The organism is Bifidobacterium catenulatum DSM 16992 = JCM 1194 = LMG 11043 (genome assembly GCF_001025195.1).
Lineage (GTDB): Bacteria > Actinomycetota > Actinomycetes > Actinomycetales > Bifidobacteriaceae > Bifidobacterium > Bifidobacterium catenulatum.
In genome coordinates this window covers 636,124-655,376 of the sequence record NZ_AP012325.1, presented here as the reverse complement: position 1 = coordinate 655,376, position 19,253 = coordinate 636,124, and the positions used below count along the sequence as shown (strand labels likewise).

Annotated in this window: 15 protein-coding genes and 1 tRNA gene; 5 read left to right on the top strand and 11 right to left on the bottom strand. The window is 56.5% G+C overall.

Annotated elements, in window-relative coordinates:
• Window positions 1-41: 41 nt before the first annotated feature.
• The 5 genes from tuf to BBCT_RS02725 form a co-directional block, all read right to left on the bottom strand.
• Window positions 42-1,241 carry an elongation factor Tu gene (tuf, locus tag BBCT_RS02745; RefSeq protein ID WP_003836467.1) on the bottom strand — a complete coding sequence of 400 codons (1,200 nt, stop codon included), beginning with the start codon at window positions 1,239-1,241 and terminating at the stop codon, window positions 42-44.
• Window positions 1,242-1,410: 169 nt separating this feature from the next.
• A complete protein-coding gene (gene fusA, locus BBCT_RS02740) occupies window positions 1,411-3,540 on the bottom strand; it encodes an elongation factor G (RefSeq protein WP_003836463.1) in 2,130 nt (709 codons plus the stop codon).
• A 30-nt stretch (window positions 3,541-3,570) separates the two neighbouring features.
• A complete protein-coding gene (rpsG, locus tag BBCT_RS02735; RefSeq protein WP_003836460.1) occupies window positions 3,571-4,041 on the bottom strand; it encodes a 30S ribosomal protein S7 in 471 nt (156 codons plus the stop codon).
• Between the two features lie 5 nt (window positions 4,042-4,046).
• Window positions 4,047-4,418, bottom strand: coding sequence for a 30S ribosomal protein S12 (gene rpsL / locus BBCT_RS02730; protein ID WP_003836459.1), 372 nt, complete (start codon window positions 4,416-4,418; stop codon window positions 4,047-4,049).
• A 744-nt stretch (window positions 4,419-5,162) separates the two neighbouring features.
• A complete protein-coding gene (locus tag BBCT_RS02725; RefSeq protein ID WP_033512634.1) occupies window positions 5,163-6,203 on the bottom strand; it encodes a bile acid:sodium symporter family protein in 1,041 nt (346 codons plus the stop codon).
• A gap of 277 nt (window positions 6,204-6,480) precedes the next feature.
• Here BBCT_RS02725 and BBCT_RS02720 point away from each other — a divergent pair.
• A tRNA-His gene (locus BBCT_RS02720) sits at window positions 6,481-6,553 on the top strand.
• 110 nt (window positions 6,554-6,663) lie between these two features.
• Entirely contained in the window at window positions 6,664-7,689 is a 1,026-nt protein-coding gene (locus BBCT_RS02715; protein WP_003836453.1) for a threonine aldolase family protein, read from the top strand.
• A 154-nt stretch (window positions 7,690-7,843) separates the two neighbouring features.
• On the opposite strand, the gene BBCT_RS02710 is transcribed toward BBCT_RS02715, so the two are convergent.
• Window positions 7,844-9,022: a glycosyltransferase gene (locus tag BBCT_RS02710; protein ID WP_003836451.1), complete on the bottom strand. Its 1,179-nt coding sequence runs from the start codon at window positions 9,020-9,022 to the stop codon at window positions 7,844-7,846.
• A gap of 26 nt (window positions 9,023-9,048) precedes the next feature.
• Here BBCT_RS02710 and purT point away from each other — a divergent pair, with 26 nt between their 5' ends.
• The 3 genes from purT to BBCT_RS02695 all read left to right on the top strand — a co-directional run bounded on the left by purT (window position 9,049) and on the right by BBCT_RS02695 (window position 15,035).
• Entirely contained in the window at window positions 9,049-10,302 is a 1,254-nt protein-coding gene (gene purT, locus BBCT_RS02705) for a formate-dependent phosphoribosylglycinamide formyltransferase (protein WP_003836449.1), read from the top strand.
• Window positions 10,303-10,438: 136 nt separating this feature from the next.
• Window positions 10,439-11,191 carry a phosphoribosylaminoimidazolesuccinocarboxamide synthase gene (gene purC, locus BBCT_RS02700; RefSeq protein ID WP_003836448.1) on the top strand — a complete coding sequence of 251 codons (753 nt, stop codon included), beginning with the start codon at window positions 10,439-10,441 and terminating at the stop codon, window positions 11,189-11,191.
• 109 nt (window positions 11,192-11,300) lie between these two features.
• A complete protein-coding gene (locus BBCT_RS02695; RefSeq protein ID WP_003836446.1) occupies window positions 11,301-15,035 on the top strand; it encodes a phosphoribosylformylglycinamidine synthase in 3,735 nt (1,244 codons plus the stop codon).
• A gap of 281 nt (window positions 15,036-15,316) precedes the next feature.
• On the opposite strand, the gene BBCT_RS02690 is transcribed toward BBCT_RS02695, so the two are convergent.
• From BBCT_RS02690 to BBCT_RS02670, 5 genes are all read right to left on the bottom strand, one after another.
• Window positions 15,317-15,931, bottom strand: coding sequence for a DUF4230 domain-containing protein (locus BBCT_RS02690; protein WP_231858084.1), 615 nt, complete (start codon window positions 15,929-15,931; stop codon window positions 15,317-15,319).
• Between the two features lie 211 nt (window positions 15,932-16,142).
• Entirely contained in the window at window positions 16,143-16,937 is a 795-nt protein-coding gene (locus tag BBCT_RS02685; protein ID WP_003836439.1) for an FxLYD domain-containing protein, read from the bottom strand.
• An 18-nt stretch (window positions 16,938-16,955) separates the two neighbouring features.
• The gene (locus BBCT_RS02680; RefSeq protein ID WP_003836438.1) at window positions 16,956-18,131 is read right to left on the bottom strand and encodes an SPFH domain-containing protein; all 1,176 of its coding nucleotides are present in this window, start codon (window positions 18,129-18,131) and stop codon (window positions 16,956-16,958) included.
• A 28-nt stretch (window positions 18,132-18,159) separates the two neighbouring features.
• Complete coding sequence (locus BBCT_RS02675) at window positions 18,160-18,771, bottom strand: hypothetical protein (RefSeq protein ID WP_003836437.1); 612 nt, start codon at window positions 18,769-18,771, stop codon at window positions 18,160-18,162.
• 2 nt (window positions 18,772-18,773) lie between these two features.
• Window positions 18,774-19,232 carry a hypothetical protein gene (locus tag BBCT_RS02670; RefSeq protein ID WP_003836436.1) on the bottom strand — a complete coding sequence of 153 codons (459 nt, stop codon included), beginning with the start codon at window positions 19,230-19,232 and terminating at the stop codon, window positions 18,774-18,776.
• Between the last annotated feature and the right edge of the window lie 21 nt (window positions 19,233-19,253).

Sequence of the window (19,253 nt, the reverse complement as noted above, 5' to 3'; positions counted from 1 at the left end):
CTAAAACGCTAGTTCAAGCGTGCCTTGACATCAAGCAGAAACTACTCGATGATCTTGGTGACACGGCCCGAGCCGACGGTGTGGCCGCCTTCGCGCACTGCGAAGGTCAGGCCCTCTTCCATAGCGATCGGCTGGATCAGCTCAACGCCGAAGGTAGCGTGATCGCCCGGCTGCACCATCTCAACGCCTTCCGGCAGGGTGATAACGCCGGTGACGTCGGTGGTACGGAAGTAGAACTGCGGACGGTAGTTGGAGAAGAACGGCGAGTGACGGCCGCCTTCGTCCTTGGTCAGCACGTAGACTTCGCCCTCGAACTTGGTGTGCGGGGTCACGGAGCCCGGAGCAGCCAGAACCTGGCCACGCTCGACCTGGTCACGGTTGATGCCGCGGAGCAGCAGACCGGTGTTGTCGCCAGCCTCGCACTCGTCCATCTGCTTGTGGAAGGTCTCGATGGAGGTGACGGTGGTGGTCTGGGTCGGACGGATACCAACGATCTCGACGTTGGAGTTGACCGGGAGCTTACCACGCTCGACACGGCCGGTAACCACGGTGCCACGGCCGGAGATGGTGAACACATCTTCGATCGGCATCAGGAACGGCTTGTCCAGATCGTGAGTCGGGGTCGGGATGTACTCGTCGACAGCCTTCATGAGTTCCTTGACGGACTCAACCCACTTCTCGTGGTCCGGAGCGTCGTCGTGCAGCGCGCCGTAAGCGGAGGTGTGGATGACCGGGCAATCGCGATCGAAGCCGTTCTCGTCGAGGAGGTCACGGACCTCTTCCTCAACGAGCTCGATGAGCTCTTCGTCGTCGACCATATCGCACTTGTTCAGAGCGACGAGGATACGCGGCACGCCCACCTGACGAGCGAGCAGCACGTGCTCGCGGGTCTGAGCCATCGGGCCGTCGGTGGCGGCCACAACGAGGATAGCGCCATCCATCTGGGCAGCGCCGGTGATCATGTTCTTCACGAAGTCGGCGTGGCCCGGGCAGTCGACGTGAGCGTAGTGACGCTCAGCGGTCTGGTACTCGATGTGGGCAATGTTGATGGTGATACCACGCTGCTGCTCTTCCGGAGCGGCGTCGATCTGGTTGAAGTCGTAAGCCGGGTTGATGTCCGGGTACTCTTCGTGCAGGACCTTGGAGATGGCTGCGGTCAGGGTAGTCTTACCGTGATCGACGTGGCCGATGGTACCAATGTTAACGTGCGGCTTAGTACGCTCGTACTTTTCCTTTGCCATGTGTTTTGTCCTCCTGGACGTCTCGTAGTAAGCCTTGAACTCACTTCAAGGCACTCGCTACATTTTACTGGGTTTGACGGGTTTGTGCCACTTTGGAGCCCGAACCCAGTCAGCGCTACAAAATACTAGCGCTGACTGGAGACAGTTTCCACTTAAGCGGCAGCGCGTGTCACTCGCCGCGCTGGGCCTTGATGATCTCCTCGGAGACGTTCTTCGGAACCTCAGCGTAGGAGTCCATCTGCATGGTGAACATTGCGCGGCCCTGGGTCTTAGAGCGAAGGTCGCCGATGTAGCCGAACATCTCGGACAGCGGAACCTTGGCGTCGATGACCTTGACACCGGTGGAGTCGGTCATGGACTGGATGGAACCACGACGGGCGTTGATATCGCCCATCACGTCGCCCATGTACTCTTCCGGAGTACGCACTTCCACGGCCATGATCGGCTCGAGGATGACCGGCTTGGCCTTCGGAGCAGCTTCCTTGAAGCACATGGAACCTGCGATCTTGAAGGCCATTTCGGAGGAATCGACGTCGTGGACCTGGCCGTCGGTGACGGTAGCCTTGACGCCAACCACCGGGAAGCCGGCGAGCACGCCGGATTCCATGGCTTCCTGCACACCAGCATCGATGGAAGGAATGAATTCCTTGGTGATGTGGCCGCCGGTGACCTCGTTGACGAACTCGTAGGTCTCGCCTTCTTCGGTGTTGAGCGGCTCGAAGTTCATCAAGACCTTTGCGAACTGGCCGGAACCACCGGTCTGCTTCTTGTGCGTGTATTCCTGGTTCATGACGGCCTTGCGGATCGTCTCGCGGTATGCAACCTGCGGGTTACCCACGTTGCACTCCACCTTGAATTCACGACGCATACGGTCGACGATGATGTCGAGCTGCAGCTCGCCCATGCCGGAGATCAGGGTCTGGCCGGACTCTTCGTCGGTCTTCACCTGGAAGGTCGGATCTTCGTCGGACAGCTTCGCCAAAGCGATGCTCATCTTCTCCTGATCGGCCTTGGTCTTCGGCTCCACGGCCACCTCGATCACCGGATCCGGGAAGGTCATGGATTCGAGGGAGATCGGAGCCTTTTCGTCGCACAGGGTGTCACCGGTGGTGATGTTCTTCAGGCCCACGAAGGTGTAGATGTTGCCGGCTTCGGCAGCATCGACCGGGTTTTCCTTGTCAGCGTGCATCTGGAAGATCTTACCGACGCGTTCCTTCTTGCCCTTGGTGGAGTCAAGCACGGTGTCGCCCGGGGTGACGGCGCCGGAGTAGACGCGCACGAACACGAGCTTGCCGTAGAACGGGTGGGTAGAGATCTTGAAGACCAGGGCAGAGAACGGATCATCGGTGGTCGGCTTACGATCGATCTCGATGGATTCGTCCTTCGGATCGAAACCGACGATGGACGGAACGTCCTCCGGGCTTGGCAGGTAGTCGACAACGGCGTCCAGCATCGGCTGAACACCCTTGTCCTTGAAGGCGGAGCCGCAGAGCACCGGGTAGGCTTCACGGTTGATGGTGAGCTTACGGATGCCGCTACGAATCTCGTCCTCAGTCAGTTCACCGGATTCGAGATACTTCTCAAGCAGCTCTTCGTCGGACTCTGCGACCTGGTCGATCAGCTCTGCACGATACTGCTCAGCCTTGTCCTGCAAGTCGGCCGGGATGTCGGTGGTGTCGTAGTGAGCGCCCATGTCGCCGGAAACGTCGTTCCAGACGTAAGCCTTCATACGAATCAGATCGACAACGCCGGCGAAGTCGTTCTCAGCGCCGATCGGCAGCTGCACGACAAGCGGGGTCGCGCCAAGCTTGGTTTTGATGGTGTCGACGGAGTAGTAGAAGTCAGCGCCGAGCTTATCCATCTTGTTGATGAAGCAGATACGCGGAACGCCGTACTTGTCAGCCTGACGCCAAACGGTCTCGGACTGCGGCTCCACACCTTCCTTGCCGTCGAACACGGCAACGGCACCATCGAGCACGCGCAGGGAGCGCTCCACCTCGGCCGTGAAGTCCACGTGGCCCGGGGTATCGATGATGTTGATCTGGAACTTCTGCTTCTCGTCATGGGTCTGACGGTTCCAGAAGCAAGTGGTTGCAGCGGACTGGATGGTGATGCCGCGTTCCTGCTCCTGAGCCATGAAGTCCATCGTCGAGGCACCGTCATGGGTCTCGCCGATCTTGTAGTTCTTGCCGGTGTAGTACAGGATACGTTCGGTGGTAGTGGTCTTACCGGCATCGATGTGAGCCATGATGCCGATGTTACGGATCTGGTTGAGATCATTGAGCACGTCTAGTGCCATGAGTGTTCCTTAACTCTCGTTCTCGACTAATTACCAGCGGTAATGAGCGAAGGCCTTGTTGGCCTCTGCCATCTTATGAGTATCCTCGCGACGCTTGACAGAAGCACCAAGGCCATTGGAGGCATCGAGGATTTCGTTGGCCAGACGCTCAGCCATGGTCTTCTCACGACGGGCGCGGGAGAAGTCGGTCAGCCAGCGCAGGGACAGGGTGTTCGCACGAGCCGGCTTCACTTCGACCGGAACCTGGTAGGTAGCGCCACCGACGCGGCGGGAGCGAACCTCGAGGGACGGACGGATGTTGTCGAGAGCGCGCTTAAGCACTGCCACCGGCTCCTGATCGGTCTTTTCCTTGACCATATCGAGAGCGGAGTAGACGATGTCTTCGGCGATCGACTTCTTGCCGTCGAGCAGAATCTTGTTGATGAGCTGTGCCACAACAGTGGAACCGTAAATCGGATCCGGCAGCAGCTGATGCTTCTTGGAAGGTCCTTTACGTGACATATCTCTTACTTCGCCTTCTTTGCTCCGTACAGGGAACGACCCTGCTTGCGATCCTTCACACCCTGGGTATCGAGGGCGCCACGAACGATGTGGTAACGAACACCCGGCAGATCCTTGACACGGCCGCCGCGCACGAGCACAATGGAGTGCTCCTGCAGGTTGTGGCCCTCGCCCGGGATATAAGCGGTGACTTCCACACCGGAGCTCAGACGCACACGAGCGACCTTACGCAGTGCCGAGTTCGGCTTCCTCGGGGTGGTGGTGTAAACACGGGTGCACACGCCGCGGCGCAGCGGGCTTCCCTTCAGTGCCAAAGTCTTGGACTTCTTCGGCTTTGCCTGACGTCCCTTACGGACGAGCTGTTCAATAGTAGGCAACTTGAATTCTCCGATTCAGTGGTTTCTCTTGCTTTTGTGTGACCGCCGCACTGCACCCACACTCCACGCATCTGAATCATGAAGATAGCCACAGTCCACCGGCCCGATGGCCCATCCCTCTCTCACCGCCGCATTGCTGCGCGTGATGCAATCGAGTTCCGGGATATCCCAACCCGCACGCCTGTCACATAAGGCATGCCGTTGGCACACACGAATTACTAGTATACGGATTCCCAAGACATTCCAACATGCCGTGTCGCAAATCGCAAAAGGAGTGGCCCCGAATCCTTTTGAATCCGGGGCCACCCACTCGGGAAGGAGATTCCCACTTCTTTGCTACGCGCTACCTTACGCGCACTTTTCAGTCTCGTTGTCTGTTTTGCATTTGCGGCCCGGCGCCTGCGCCGTACTACCCCATCGCCGCCGTCTCGAATCGCTATTGTTCAGTTATATCTTAAAGGCGTTGCGCATGAACCTTGCGGCCATAGACGCTTCGTTGCGACCTGACGAATTCTCGACTGATCCACAACTCCGGCCTTCAATTACAGTATACCCCAAAACGAACAAAAAACACGGGTGAAAACACCCTTAAATCCCAATAATTTCAATCATTTTGCCTACATCAGCACAAAGCAACAAAACATCACAATGACACGTTTGCACCACTCAAAACAAAACATTCCCTGAATCGTTTTGAAAGATTCAGGGAATGCGCAATATGACGACGAACTCTACTGACGAATGTCAGCTGTTAGCTGTTTCGACGGCGTCTTCGCGGGCCTTCGCAGCCGAGCCCTTCTCTCCATTGTCGGAATCAGGATGGATCTGATGCCTGTCATCATGCTCACGCCACCAGCTGGACAGCACGGAGCCGGAAATGTTGTGCCAGACGCTGAAGAACGTGGACGGCACCGCGGCCAACGGATTGGAAGCGAACGACGTCAGCGCCAAAGTCGCCCCCAACGCGGAATCCTGCATGCCGACCTCGAAGGTGATGGCTTTCTGCTGCGCATAACGGAAGCCCTTCGGATACACCTTGTACATAAGTTTGGAGAATCCGAAGCCCAGCGCGTATCCACACAGGTTGTGCAAAATGACCACCGGGATGGCAAGCAGCGAGGAAGCCACGAACAGCTTCGGACCGTTAGCTGCGACGACCACGCCGATGATAAGCAGGATGGCGACTTGGGACACGATCGGCAGAGCGACCGTAATCTTCTCGATCTTCTCGCCGAAAATAGCATGGCAGATCACGCCAAGAGCGATCGGGAACAGCACCACCTTGACCGCATTGAGGAACAGGGATTCCACCGGAACCGACACATACTGGGAGGCCAGCCACTGCATCAACAGCGGAATCATGAACGGCGCGCACAGCGTGGACAAAATGCCGATGGACACGTCCAGCGCCACATCGCCACGACTCAGATAGCTCATCACGTTGGACGAGGTTCCGGACGGGCAGCAGCCGACCAGAATCACACCGACGGCGAGCGCACCATCAAGACGGAAAATCCAGCACAACAGCACAGCCACCAACGGCATGATGACGAAGTGGGCCACTGTACCGACGATGACCATCAGAGGCTGGGTGAGAATGCGCTTGAAATCGTCAAGGGTCAAGGTAAGACCCATGCCGAACAGCACGATACCTAGGAAATAACCGGTATAGGATTTGCCCCACAAGCTTGCCTGCGGCACGAAATAGTTGAACACAGCCCACACAATCACAATCGCGGTGAACCACTTGGTGAGCCAATCACCAAACGCTTTGACCTTCTGCATGAATCTCTCTTCCTTCACACTTCACAGCTTTTCGGCTGATGATCCGCATACGCCGAAAACACTCCGAGACGGCCCGCACCGCCATTACAGCACACCCTTACGCATGCAGCGACTACAAAGTACGCATGAGTTTCGGCTTTGCGTAATATGCCGTTCACATAATGAACAGTCCACAGCGCAAGCCGACGACAGGCACACGCAACACGCCGATGTAGACATAGCTGGAAAATCGTGTATAGTTTTCATCTGTTGCGCTTCTGCATGAAGCGAGAACATGGTGGCTATAGCTCAGTTGGTAGAGCATCTGATTGTGGTTCAGAAGGTCGCGCGTTCGAGCCGCGTTAGCCACCCCGGTAGAGACCTCGGAAGAAATTCCGAGGTTTTTTGCTATCTGGACGGCTTGAAATACAGCAAACAGCCGATCAAGTCATCAGCATAAGTCAGACACAAGGAGCGCATCATGCTGTCTTTTGAAAACGACTATTCCTGTACGGCAACGCCGGAAATCATTGAACGCATCGAACAGATCGCGCAGAACCAATATCCGGGTTACGGCAATGACAGCATCTGCGAAAGCGCGAAAACCAAGATTCGCGAGGTATGCTCCTGCCCCGACGCCCAGATCTTCTTCCTGGTAGGTGGCACGCAGACCAATCAGACCATCATCGACTCCATCACACCGCAGTATGCCGGCGTGGTCGCGGCAAACACCGGCCATGTGAACGTGCATGAGGCGGGCGCCATCGAATTCACCGGCCACAAGGTGCTGACGCTCCCCCACCATGACGGCAAGATCGATGCGGACGAGCTCGATGAATATTGCGCCACGTTCTATGCGGACGGCAACTACACGCATATGGTGTTCCCCGGATGCGTGTACATTTCACAGGCCACCGAATATGGCACGCTCTACACGCTCGACGAACTCGAGGCGATCCGCAAGATCTGCACGAAGTACGACATGCCATTGTTCATTGACGGCGCACGACTCGGCTACGCGCTGACCGCAACCGGCAACGACGTGACGCTTGAAGACATCGCGCGCATCGCGGACGTGTTCTACATCGGCGGTACCAAGGTGGGTGCCATGTTCGGCGAAGCGGTGGTGTTCACGCACGGCAACATGCCGAAGAACTTCGTGACGCTCGTCAAGCAGCATGGAGCTTTGCTCGCCAAGGGATGGCTGCTGGGCGTGCAATTCGACACGCTGTTCACCGACAACTTGTACTGCAGAATCGCCCGCCGCGCCAACGATGCGGCCGACCGCATTCGCGAAGTGCTCGTGGAACGCGGTTATACGCTCACTTTCGACGCGCCGACCAACCAGATCTTCATCACGCTTGATAACGAGACGTCCGAACGTTTGCAGCGCAGCGTGCGCCTCGGCTTCATGGAAAAGGCCGACGACACGCACACGGTGATGCGCATCTGCACCAGCTGGGCCACCACCGACGAGCAGGTTGAGCAGCTGATCGCACTGCTGTAGCGCATCATCGATGAGAATAGGCATAGAATAATTATTAAAAACGAACAATAAGAGGCGCGGGACTTGCATCCCACGCCTCTTTTGTTTACACAACAGCCATTAATCGCATACGTGGCTTCCTTTACGCCGCGTATTACGCATATTACGCATTACTTTATTTGCTGATATTGTCAGAGATTGCCTCGCGTTCCATCGCAATGAACTTATGCACGGACGCCTCCACTGAATAATATTCCTTGGTGTGCTCGGCGTAGACTTCGCCCCATTTCGACAATTCGTCGGGGTGGTCGATCCACCAATCGATACGTCTCGCCAACGATTCCACATCGTCAACGGGGAACAGTGACTCATCCCGCAACGCAAACTGGCCTGCCGCACTCAACGGCGATGAGGCGATCACAGGAACCAAGCCGGCAGCCATGCCCTCGATTACGCTCACCGACTCAAGATCGGCGATCGAAGGATGCACCAGTAGATTGCTGGAACGCAGCAAAGCCGGCATTTCTGCGTTCTTATGAAATCCAATCGACGCCGGTCTGGAAAGCAAGCGTGACGCAAGTCGCTGCAATTTCTTTTTTAGAGGACCAGTGCCGGCAATCGTCAATTCAATATCTTGCGCATGCCTGCAACGCGCGATCGCCTGAATCAACGCAACATGATTCTTTTCGTTCGTCAATCGTCCGGAAGCAACGATATGGAACGGAACCGGCGCGGACTTCCCTGCATCGCGCTGCGTTTTCGGAGTGAATCGCGCTTCGTATCCGTTGGAAATCACGTGCAGTTTCGCTTTGTATCCGTGGGAACGCAGCAGACTTGCGCCAAGTTCGGTGGGCACATGCACATGGTCGATTTTGCGATACAGCCACAGATTGAACAGCCAGTAGATAAAACGGTCGATACCCGGAATATATTTCAGCGGGCCCGCCGAATACGTGATGTTCTCCGGCTGCACATGATAGCCCGCAGTAACCGCGATTCCCATCTGTTTGGCGACTTTGCAAGCATGTTGACCGAAACGGAACGGGGTGTAGATATGCACCACGTCCACTCCTTGAAACGCGGTTCTGAACAGCGTGTCGCTCGGCTCGGCGAACTGCATCTGCTGCTGCTTCGCCACCCAACTGACCAGAGGCACATGGTTGACTCGCGCCGGGTATTCAGGCGCACCAATGCCTACGAGCCTGACCGTGTGGCCTTGCCGTTTCAATTCCTCCGCCCATTGCAATGCCGAATTCGAAGTGCCATTGCCTCGGTTTCCCGACGTGTCGACCACCATGGCGATGGTCAGGGGGCGTTGCGTTTCTTCCTGTTCCGTCTCAGACATGCACTCCATCCTACGCCGATGGCACAATAGAAGACATGACTGAAGAGAATCATGCCTTGGGCACTCCGCTTGGTAAGCATCCGACTCGTGTTCTATTTCTTGGCTCCGGCGAGCTAGGCAAGGAAGTCACCATTGAATTGATGAGGCTTGGCGCATGGGTATGTGCGGCCGATTCCTATGAGGGCGCTCCGGCGCAGCAGGTGGCGCACGAATACCGTGTGCTCGACATGGCCAATGCCGAACAGTTGCGAACATTGTTCGACGAAATTCAGCCGGACATCATTGTGCCGGAAGTCGAAGCGATCGCCACCAGCGAACTGGCTGCCGCGGCCGAACGTGGCGCCCAAGTGGTACCTAGCGCCGAAATCGCATCCATTTGCATGGATCGCGAACGTTTGCGCGTGCTCGCGCATGAGGAATTGGGTTTGCCGACCACCCCGTACCGCTTCGCAGGCTCGCTGGAAGAGCTTCGTGCTGGGGCAGAAATGGTTGGCTACCCGTGCGTGGTCAAGCCGATTATGAGTTCTTCCGGTCATGGCCAGTCCGTGGTTCGTTCCGCCGATGCGATTGACGCAGCTTGGGTTGAGGCACAGGAAGGTCGTCGCGCGCACGACGAGGGTGACGTTTCTCGAGTGATTGTAGAAGCGTTGGCTCCATTGGATTACGAACTGACCGTACTGACCGTCAGCTCCAGCGCCGGCATCGTGACCTGCGCTCCGATCGGACAGCGTCAGGAAAGCGGCGACTATCGCGAATCCTGGCAACCGGCCTCCTTCACACAGGATGTGCTTGCGCAGGCGCAACGCATCGCGCGTACCGCAGTGGAAGGTCTGGTGGCGAAGGCCAAAGCTTCCGGCGAGAAGGGTTGGGGCGTGTTCGGCGTGGAGCTGTTCGTGCTGACCGACGGTTCCGTGCTGTTCAATGAAGTCTCCCCACGTCCGCATGACACTGGCATGGTCACGATGGCGTCGCAACGATTAAGCGAATTCGCGTTGCACGCGCATGCGATTCTCGGTTTGCCGATTACGCAGGAACATGTCGCCTTATCTATCCCGGACGGTGCCGTCGCGGCAAGCCATGCGATCGTCATTCAGGGCGATGGTGAGGCCGAATTCCGTAACGTCGCCAACGCTTTGTCTCAGCCGGGCACCGACCTGCGTATCTTCGCGAAGCCGGAAGTGCACGGCCATCGTCGCATGGCGGTCGCGCTGGCCATCGGAACAGATGAGGCCGACGCGCGTGCCAAAGCCGCGAATGTGTCCGAATCGCTCGAAATCGACATCGCCTGACGTGCTATTGCCGGATACTGACGGAAGACTGCCGGAACGCGCCCAAAAACCATGCGATTGTAGCCTCCCGTTGGTATCTTGTTAACCGTCAAGTTCACCAAACTATCTACCTCCCAAACACCAGGAAAGGCGAGTAATGGAGAAGTTGGAAAAGCTCTACGAGGGCAAAGCCAAGCAACTGTACGCAACTGACGATCCGGAGGTGCTCTGGGTCGAATACAAGAACTCCGCTACCGCAGGTGACGGCGAAAAGAAGGAAGACTTCGCCGGCAAGGGCAGGCTGAACAACCTCATCACCACGCTGATCTTCGATCTGCTCAAGAAGCGTGGTATCAACAGCCATCTGGTGGCCCGCGTGGGCGAAACCTCCCAGCTGGTCAAGAAGGTCACCATGTTCCCGCTCGAGATCGTGCTGCGTAACACCGCCGCCGGCCACTTCTGCTCTCGCTTGGGCGTGGAAGAGGGCATTGAGCTCAAGGAGCCGGTGCTGGAGTACTTCCTGAAGAACGATGATCTGCACGATCCGTTCGTGAACGACGACGATCTGGTTGCGTTGGGCGTCTGCACCCGTGAGGATCTGGCTGAGATCGCACCTCTCGCACGCCGCATCAACGAAGCCCTGATCGAGATCTTCGCCAAAATCGGCATCAAGCTTGTTGATTTCAAGATCGAAATGGGTCGCACTTCCGATGGCACGCTGCTGCTGGCCGATGAGATTACGCCTGATTCCTGCCGTCTGTGGGATCAGCGTGACGGCTCCGGCAAGGTCGAGCATCTCGACAAGGATCTGTTCCGCCGCGATCTGGGCGACATCATTCCGGCTTACGAAGAGGTCGAAAGCCGCTTGGCTGAACTCGCCAAGTCCGAAGGCATTGAAGTAGCCGAATAATACTTGCGATAGCCCGCATCTGCAGTACAAACTCGGATGCGGGCTTCATCGTTTTTGAAAATCTTATTTTTTATCAATCTCACCAAGCCCCTCTTTCAAGGAGTCAACCATGGTTTTTCGCGTGTACGTGGAAAAGAAGCAGGGTTTTGATGTCGAGGCCAAGCAGCTCGCCAACGAGCTGAAGACCATTCTTGGCATCGCATCGCTGAAGAATGTGCGTCTCGTCAATCGTTATGACGTGGAAGGCATTAGCGAGGAACTGTTCGCACAGGCCACCCCTACCGTGTTCAGTGAGCCGCAGGTCGATAATGTTTCCGCCGATTTGCCTGATTTCGGTTCTGATAATGTGTTTGCTGTGGAGTATCTGCCCGGTCAGTTCGACCAGCGTGCGGATTCCGCCAGCGAATGCATTCAGCTGATCTCCCAGGGCGAGCGCCCGACTGTTCGTTCCGCCAAGGTGTATGCACTTGAAGGCGAGCTGAGTGACGACGACATCGCCGCCATCAAGCATTATGTGATCAACCCGGTCGAGGCTCGCGAAGCTTCGCTGAATACCAAGACCACGTTGAAGACGCAGGTGCCGGTACCGGGCAAGGTGGAGGTCATCGAAGGCTTCCGCACCATGAGCGACGCCGATCTTGAGCAGTTCATCGCCGACCGTGGCCTGGCCATGGATTTGGCTGACGTGCAGTTCTGCCGTGCTCACTTCACCGAGGAACATCGTGATCCGACAATCACGGAAATCAAGGTGATCGACACGTATTGGTCCGATCATTGCCGTCACACCACGTTCGGCACGCAACTTGATGATGTGCAGATTGACGACGCGACCGTGCAGGCCGCGTTCGATAAGTATCTTGAGATGCGTCACGAGCTTGGCCGCGGCGAAAAGCCCGTATGCCTTATGGATATGGGCACCATCGGCGCAAAGTGGCTCAAGAAGAACGGTATTCTGAAGAATCTTGACGAATCCGAAGAAATCAACGCCTGCACTGTCAAGGTGAAGGTTGATGTGAATGGCCATGATGAGGATTGGCTGTTCCTGTTCAAGAACGAAACCCACAACCACCCGACGGAAATCGAACCGTTCGGTGGTGCGGCAACCTGCATCGGCGGCTGCATCCGCGACCCGCTTTCCGGCCGTTCCTACGTGTATCAGGCCATGCGCGTGACCGGTGCCGCCGATCCAACCGTGCCGGTGTCTGAGACGCTTGAAGGCAAGCTCCCCCAGCGCAAGCTCGTCACTACCGCCGCCGCCGGTTATTCCTCGTATGGCAACCAGATCGGTCTTGCCACCGGTCAGGTGGACGAGATCTACCACCCCGGATATGTGGCCAAGCGCATGGAGGTCGGTGCGGTTGTGGCCGCGACCCCGGCCGATCATGTACGCCGCGAAACCCCGGCTCCGGGCGACAAGGTCATCCTGCTCGGCGGGCGTACCGGACGTGACGGCATCGGCGGCGCCACCGGCGCGTCCAAGGCGCATAACGTCGAATCCCTGGAGCTTGACGGCGCCGAGGTACAGAAGGGCAATGCTCCCGTCGAACGTAAGCTGCAGCGTCTGTTCCGCCGCGGTGACGCGTGCCGTCTGATCAAGCGCTGCAACGATTTCGGCGCAGGTGGCGTATCCGTGGCGGTCGGCGAGCTGGCCGACGGCCTGTACGTGGACCTCAACAAGGTGTCGAAGAAGTACGAAGGCTTGGACGGCACAGAACTTGCGATTTCCGAATCCCAGGAGCGTATGGCTGTGGACGTTGCAGCCGAAGACGTCGACGAGTTTCTCGGCTACGCCAAGGAAGAGAATCTCGAGGCTGAAGTCATCGCAACCGTGACTGAAGATCCGCGCATGACCATGGTGTGGAACGGCGACAAGATCGTTGACCTGTCTCGTGAATTCCTCGCTTCCAACGGTGCTCCGAAGCATCAAGTGGTGCACGTCGAAGCTCAGCACGGCTACGCCACCCCGTGGGCTTCCGGTTCCTTGTCTGACCGCATGCATGCCATGCTCACCGATCTGAACGTGGCTTCCAACAAGGGTCTTTCCGAGCGTTTCGACTCCACCATCGGCGCAGGCACCGTGCTCATGCCGTTCGGCGGGCGTAAGCAGCTGACCCCGAACATGGCCATGGTCGCCAAGCTACCTGTGTTCGGCGAGACCACCACCGCCTCCGCGATGGCTTGGGGCTTCAACCCGTACATCATGGAGCAGAACCAGTTCACGGGCGCTTATCTGTCTGTGGTCGAATCCCTCTCGAAGCTGGTGGCCGCCGGTTTCGAACATGAGAAAGCGTATCTGAGCTTCCAGGAATACTTCGAGAAGCTGCGCAACGAGCCGGAGCGTTGGGGCAAGCCGATGGCCGCCGTACTGGGCGCTCTGATGGCTCAGGTGGATCTGGGCGCTGGCGCAATCGGCGGCAAGGACTCCATGTCCGGTACGTTCGAACAGCTGGACGTTCCGCCGACCCTGATCTCCTTCGCCGTGGCGGTGGGCAACATGAAGCGTGCCACTTCCCCAGAGTTCAAGGGCGCTGGTCACCGTGTGATCCGCATCGCGCCGCGTTACCAGGCCGACGGCCTCACACCGGACAAGGATTCGCTGCTGGAGGTGTTCTCCGCAGTCGAGGAGCTCACCGATTTCGGCGATGCTTTGGCCGTGTCCACGCCGGGCTATGGCGCGACCGCCGAGGCAATCTTCAAGATGACGGTCGGCAACCAGATTGGCGTGAAGCTGGCCAACGGCATTACCGTAGATGACCTGTTTGTTCCATCCTACGGCTCCTTCATCATCGAGCTTGCGGACAACGCGAAGGTTCCGGCTGTGTCCAACCTGGTCGAGGTCAGCGAGGTCGGCAAAACCACCGAGGCCTACCAGTTCGTGGCAGCCGGTGAGACGCTGGATCTGGCCGAACTGCAGGACGCTTGGGAGGGCGGCATCGAATCCGTGTTCCCGTACCGTTCCAAGGGCGACGAAAAGGGCAAGACCGTTGAGACCGTGTCCTTCGAAGCTCCGAAGAAGACCGTGTACACCGGCGCCGGTGTTGCCAAGCCGCATGTGATCATTCCTGTGTTCCCTGGCAACAACTGCGAATACGATTCCGCAGCCGCTTTCGAGCGTGCGGGTGCCGACGTGAGCACGCTCATCGTGAACAACCTCACCCCTGCTGCTGTGGCTGAGTCCACCGCAGCTTTGGTTGAGGAAATCAAGAAGAGCCAGATCATCATGATCCCCGGCGGCTTCTCCGGCGGCGACGAGCCGGACGGCTCCGCCAAGTTCATCACCGCGTTCTTCCGCGCTCCTGCCGTTACCGAAGCGGTGCGTGACCTGTTGAATAACCGTGATGGCCTGATGCTCGGTATCTGCAATGGTTTCCAGGCGCTGATCAAGCTTGGCTTGGTGCCGTACGGCGATATCGTGCCGATGACCGCCGAATGCCCGACGCTGACGTTCAACACCATCGGCCGCCACCAGAGCCGTCTGGTGCGCACCCGCGTGGCGTCGAACCTCTCCCCGTGGCTGGCGAAGACCGAGGTTGGCGACATGCACACCATCGCCATCTCCCACGGCGAAGGCCGTTTCGTGGCTTCCGACGATGTGCTTGCACAGCTCAAGGCCAACGGCCAGATCGCCACGCAGTATGTGGACGAGGCCGGCGTGCCTGGCATGGATCTGGACGTGAACCCGAACGGTTCGCTGCTGGCCATTGAAGGCATCACCAGCCCGGACGGCCGCGTGTTTGGCAAGATGGGACATTCGGAACGCTACAGCAACGGCACGTTCAAGAACGTTCCGGGCGAGAAGGATCAGCCGCTGTTCACAGCCGGCGTGGAGTACTTCACCGCCTGATTCAAAGCATGCGATTCATGATGAACCGCATGCAATACAAAGAAGGTGTGTCCGGAGCATTGGACTCTGGACACACCTTCTTTGTATTGCATGCGCTAGTTTAAACAATGGCATTCAAAACGCGTTACACCGATTATGAGCCACGGAATTGCAACTCTCGTACTCGGTGTAACTCAGAAAAGATGCCACAAACAAGAGAACAAGCAAATCAAGACCACCGAAATCTGCCACAAACAAGCGCATTAGCCATGACACGTTCCTTCTTGACAGCACAGTGCTCACTACTTATCGGCAAGCTGGACTTGGACCTTGTAGCCGTTCGCTTTGGCGATTGGTGAATACGCTTTCTCCACGATTTGCTTGGCCTGCTTATCGGCTTCCTGCAGAAGCTTGCTCTTGGAAGCCTTATCAGCTGCCGACTTCTTGGCATGCTTCAACGCTTCGGCAGTGTCCGTTACCTCATTGCCATTGAACAACGAGCTCTCCGAGTCAAAGAAGCGCAACGAGTCGGGATCCACCGACACGGATTGCAACGTGGCCTTGGGCAAGGTAATCGAAATCGTACGAGTGCCGTCATGCACCTTGATTCCCGCCTTGGCCAAGTCGACGCCTGCACGAATCTCATAACTGTAGAACATCGTGAACTTCTTCTTGTTCACATGGGCGATGTTCCCCTCGGAGAATTCCTCGAAACCATAATCGTTCTCCTTGGCGGTGGTCAGATCCTGCATCGTCTGCAGCTGACGGGAGACAATCGTAGTGGTAATTTCAGGCTCAGCCTTCTTCGGATTGAAGATTCCCTCCATTTTGCGGTATCCAACGGCCCCTATCCCCATAAACACCGCAATGGTAACGATGAGCACAATCACCTTCGCCTTGATGCTCATGCTTCCCATCGGGTTCCTCATAGAACTCTTTCTGGAATTTCTAGGCATAATCTTCTCTTTCCTTTGATATTCCCTATGCCGTCCATGAGACAACAACTGCACGCATTGCATTCATATACTGTGTCTACACGTTGGCATGAAAATACTAGCAGATGACCGGCTGGTACGACCCCGATAACTGAACTTTCATATCAGTCGGCACAACGACAAAAAGCGTACCCTACTTCACCACGTCGTAGTTACTGACCGATACCTTGACCTGTGCGGCGTTCACATCAGTACCAGCCTCGAACCGAACCTTCTCACCTGCCGCCCATGAACTGGTGTTGGCAAAAGTCTCCTCGACCTTCACACCGTCAGCATCATAGAGCGCCAACAGCAGCGAGACATTGCTGAAGTTGATTTTACTGGTGTTCTCGATGACTGCGGAATACGTGTAGTAACCGCCATATTCCGCTTCTGTTCTGTCAAATTGAGCCGATGAAACCAGATTATTGATCACCTGATCCGTCTCGTTCTTCTCCTGAACGGAATTGCCGTTACGAACCAGATCGTCAAGGGTGTCTTGGTATTTCGAATCGACCTTAAGCCCATACTTATCCACGAATGTCTTCAGAATTGTGGACCGCTTGTCATATGCTTCGCTCCACGCAGTAGTGTATTCAGCACTGGTACTCGAGTATTTCTTAACTACGGCCAGCTGATCATCCAGCGAATTCAAATAGGCGATGATCTGCTCCTGGAGCTTCGAATCCTTGAACTGACGAGCCTTCAACGGCTTATCATTATCGATCTCAGCCTGAATAATCTGCTGAAGATTCTTTGATTCGCTTGTATCCTTGCCCTGTCCCTTGAGCTTATCGATAAGAGAGGAACGATTGCTGAAACCCTCCGCGATAATGGACATCGCCTCGTCATCGGCATAGTCCGGCCCCTCGGCCTTCTTCTCGCCGCATGCGGATACACCAGCAATCAATGCGATACTCAGTATCGCAGCAAAGACCTTCTTCATCATGTTGCCCTCCTTATAGATTTATAGACCGAGAATCTGTTTCTTCTTGGATTCGAATTCATCCTGGGTCAAGATCCCCGCGTCAAGCAGTTCTTTGAGCTTCTTGACCGCATCCAACTGTTCACCGACCGACATGGACGGCGCCGCAGCGGTCGAAGCCGACTGTTGCGACGCCATTGGCTGCTCCGCAACTACAGCATTGGCCTGCGCTCCGGTCACAGGATTCACGCCCTGCGCGAAGGCCGCGCCGAACATCATCGCGCCCGCATCACCGAACCCATGTGCCTCAACACCATGCGCAATCTTCTGCTGCGCCGCCACATTCGAAGCATGCTGCGACACATCCTCATACGCCTTTAGATCCATCTTGTTGGCGGAATACTTCTGCACCAAGGCGCGTGAATCCGGCGAGAACTCGATGTTCTCGATACCGATCTTGACGATATTGAACCCAAACCGGGCAGGCCACGTCCCCGCGTTCTGCCCATCATTCGCGACCTTGAGCGCAATGTCGTTCGCCTGCGCTGGCAACTGCGAGATTCTGTACTGCGTTGACAGCGCATTCAGTGCCACCGTGAACGACTGCAGAAACTCAGCCAGAATCTGCGAACGTGCTCGCTGATCATCAAGCGAGTAGTAGGTAACGTTCGCCGGAACGAAATTACGGATGAACCGCACCGGGTCACCGATTCGGATGGTGAACGAACCATACGCGAAAATCTCAAGATCCGTCCCATAGAACAGATCGTTATACATGAGCGGGCCGCGCGTGCCAAACTTGATGTCACGAATCTCACGCAGATTTACAAAGGCAATCTGCTTGTAATCGGACGTGATACCGCCGTAGCCGATGCGCTCGCCGATTTGTTTGAAAATCGAATTACCGATGCCATCGCCATTGAAGACGCTGTCTTGACCATCATGGTATTCGTAGCCGCCCGGCTGGGAGATGATGTTCTCAATACCGGACTGGCTGAAGATGAACGCCGCCGTATTCTCCGGCACATAGATCTTCGACCCGTTGGCGATGACGCCCTCGGAACCGTGCCCGTTGGAGCCGCGGCCGTTATCGGTGTTCCGCCGTTCGCCGGGAATTAACGCCGTGTGCTCATCGAAATGTCCCGCGGTGATGATGTCTTTCCACTGATCACCGAAGGCTCCGCCGACCGCCCCACCTATTGCCTGCAGAATGCCCATGTCATATGCCTTTCGCCTGTTAGCGCGACTAGTTCAACGTCTGTGTGGTGTCACAGTAGCGGCATTGGATCGTCATGCCAGAACGCCCGGAGATAGGCGCCCTACATCCGATGCATTTGACCGTGACCTGTTCTTCTGTGTTTTCCTGCGAATCCATCGTCTTTCCGGTAAACGTTTTGGCGAAAACATCAAGGGTCCCCTTGATGGCCCCCGCCAGCATCTCCACACTGGGTATGGTCTTGCGCAATTCCGCAGCCTGGCTGGACGGAAGTCCTGTGGTGACTTGACTGATGGCATCCAACCATTGGGCTACCAGTTTCCGACTGGAGTACTTGTCACCGGTCTCAAACACGAATGACACCTCATCCGTGGCGAAGAACAAATCCAATACCGCAAGATCATTTTTTTCCGCGTATTTCGCCTGCGCAACCCCATCCAGCACCTTAAGCCGGGATAACGGGTACACATCCTCATGCTCCGTCCCCTTACCGAACATCTTTCTGATCTGCCATACATATATCAGGTTCCTGTTGGTCAGAGTCAATTCCACACATGCCTGTTCGCGATCATCGCCGCAACGGTGGGCCTGCGCGCAGGTCAGTATCTTCGTTTCATCCGATTGAAGCTGGTATCCGCTCATCGTCACCCTCTCTTCTCCCCCTTGTTTCCTTTGCGCTGTTTAAAGAACCAGATCGCCGCAATGATAATGATGAGCTCAATCAGGCCGAGAAAACTTTCTCCCCAGATCATGTACGCGATAGCGATGATGACGAATATCACCACGCAGGCGACGATGCCGATAAGCAGCATCTGCTTGTTCTGCTCAAGCTTGGCAGCTTCGCTCTTCTGCGCGACGGCGCGAATACTCAGCTGTGCGTCAACATCTTGGAAGAATTGTTTGACGTGCTGCATGTACTGCGTCTCGTCATCGTTCTCGCTGCTCACCGTGACGAGAGCCCCATTTTCACGGGGAGATACCACAGCCGTAAATGTGCCGCCGTTGTATGCGCTGAACAGCACCGTCATAGTCGTATCGTTCGCACCGGTAAGCATGAATGTCGCACTCGTTGCCAGCATCGTACGAATGGACTGATAAACCATCAATGGCGATGATGAGAAGCT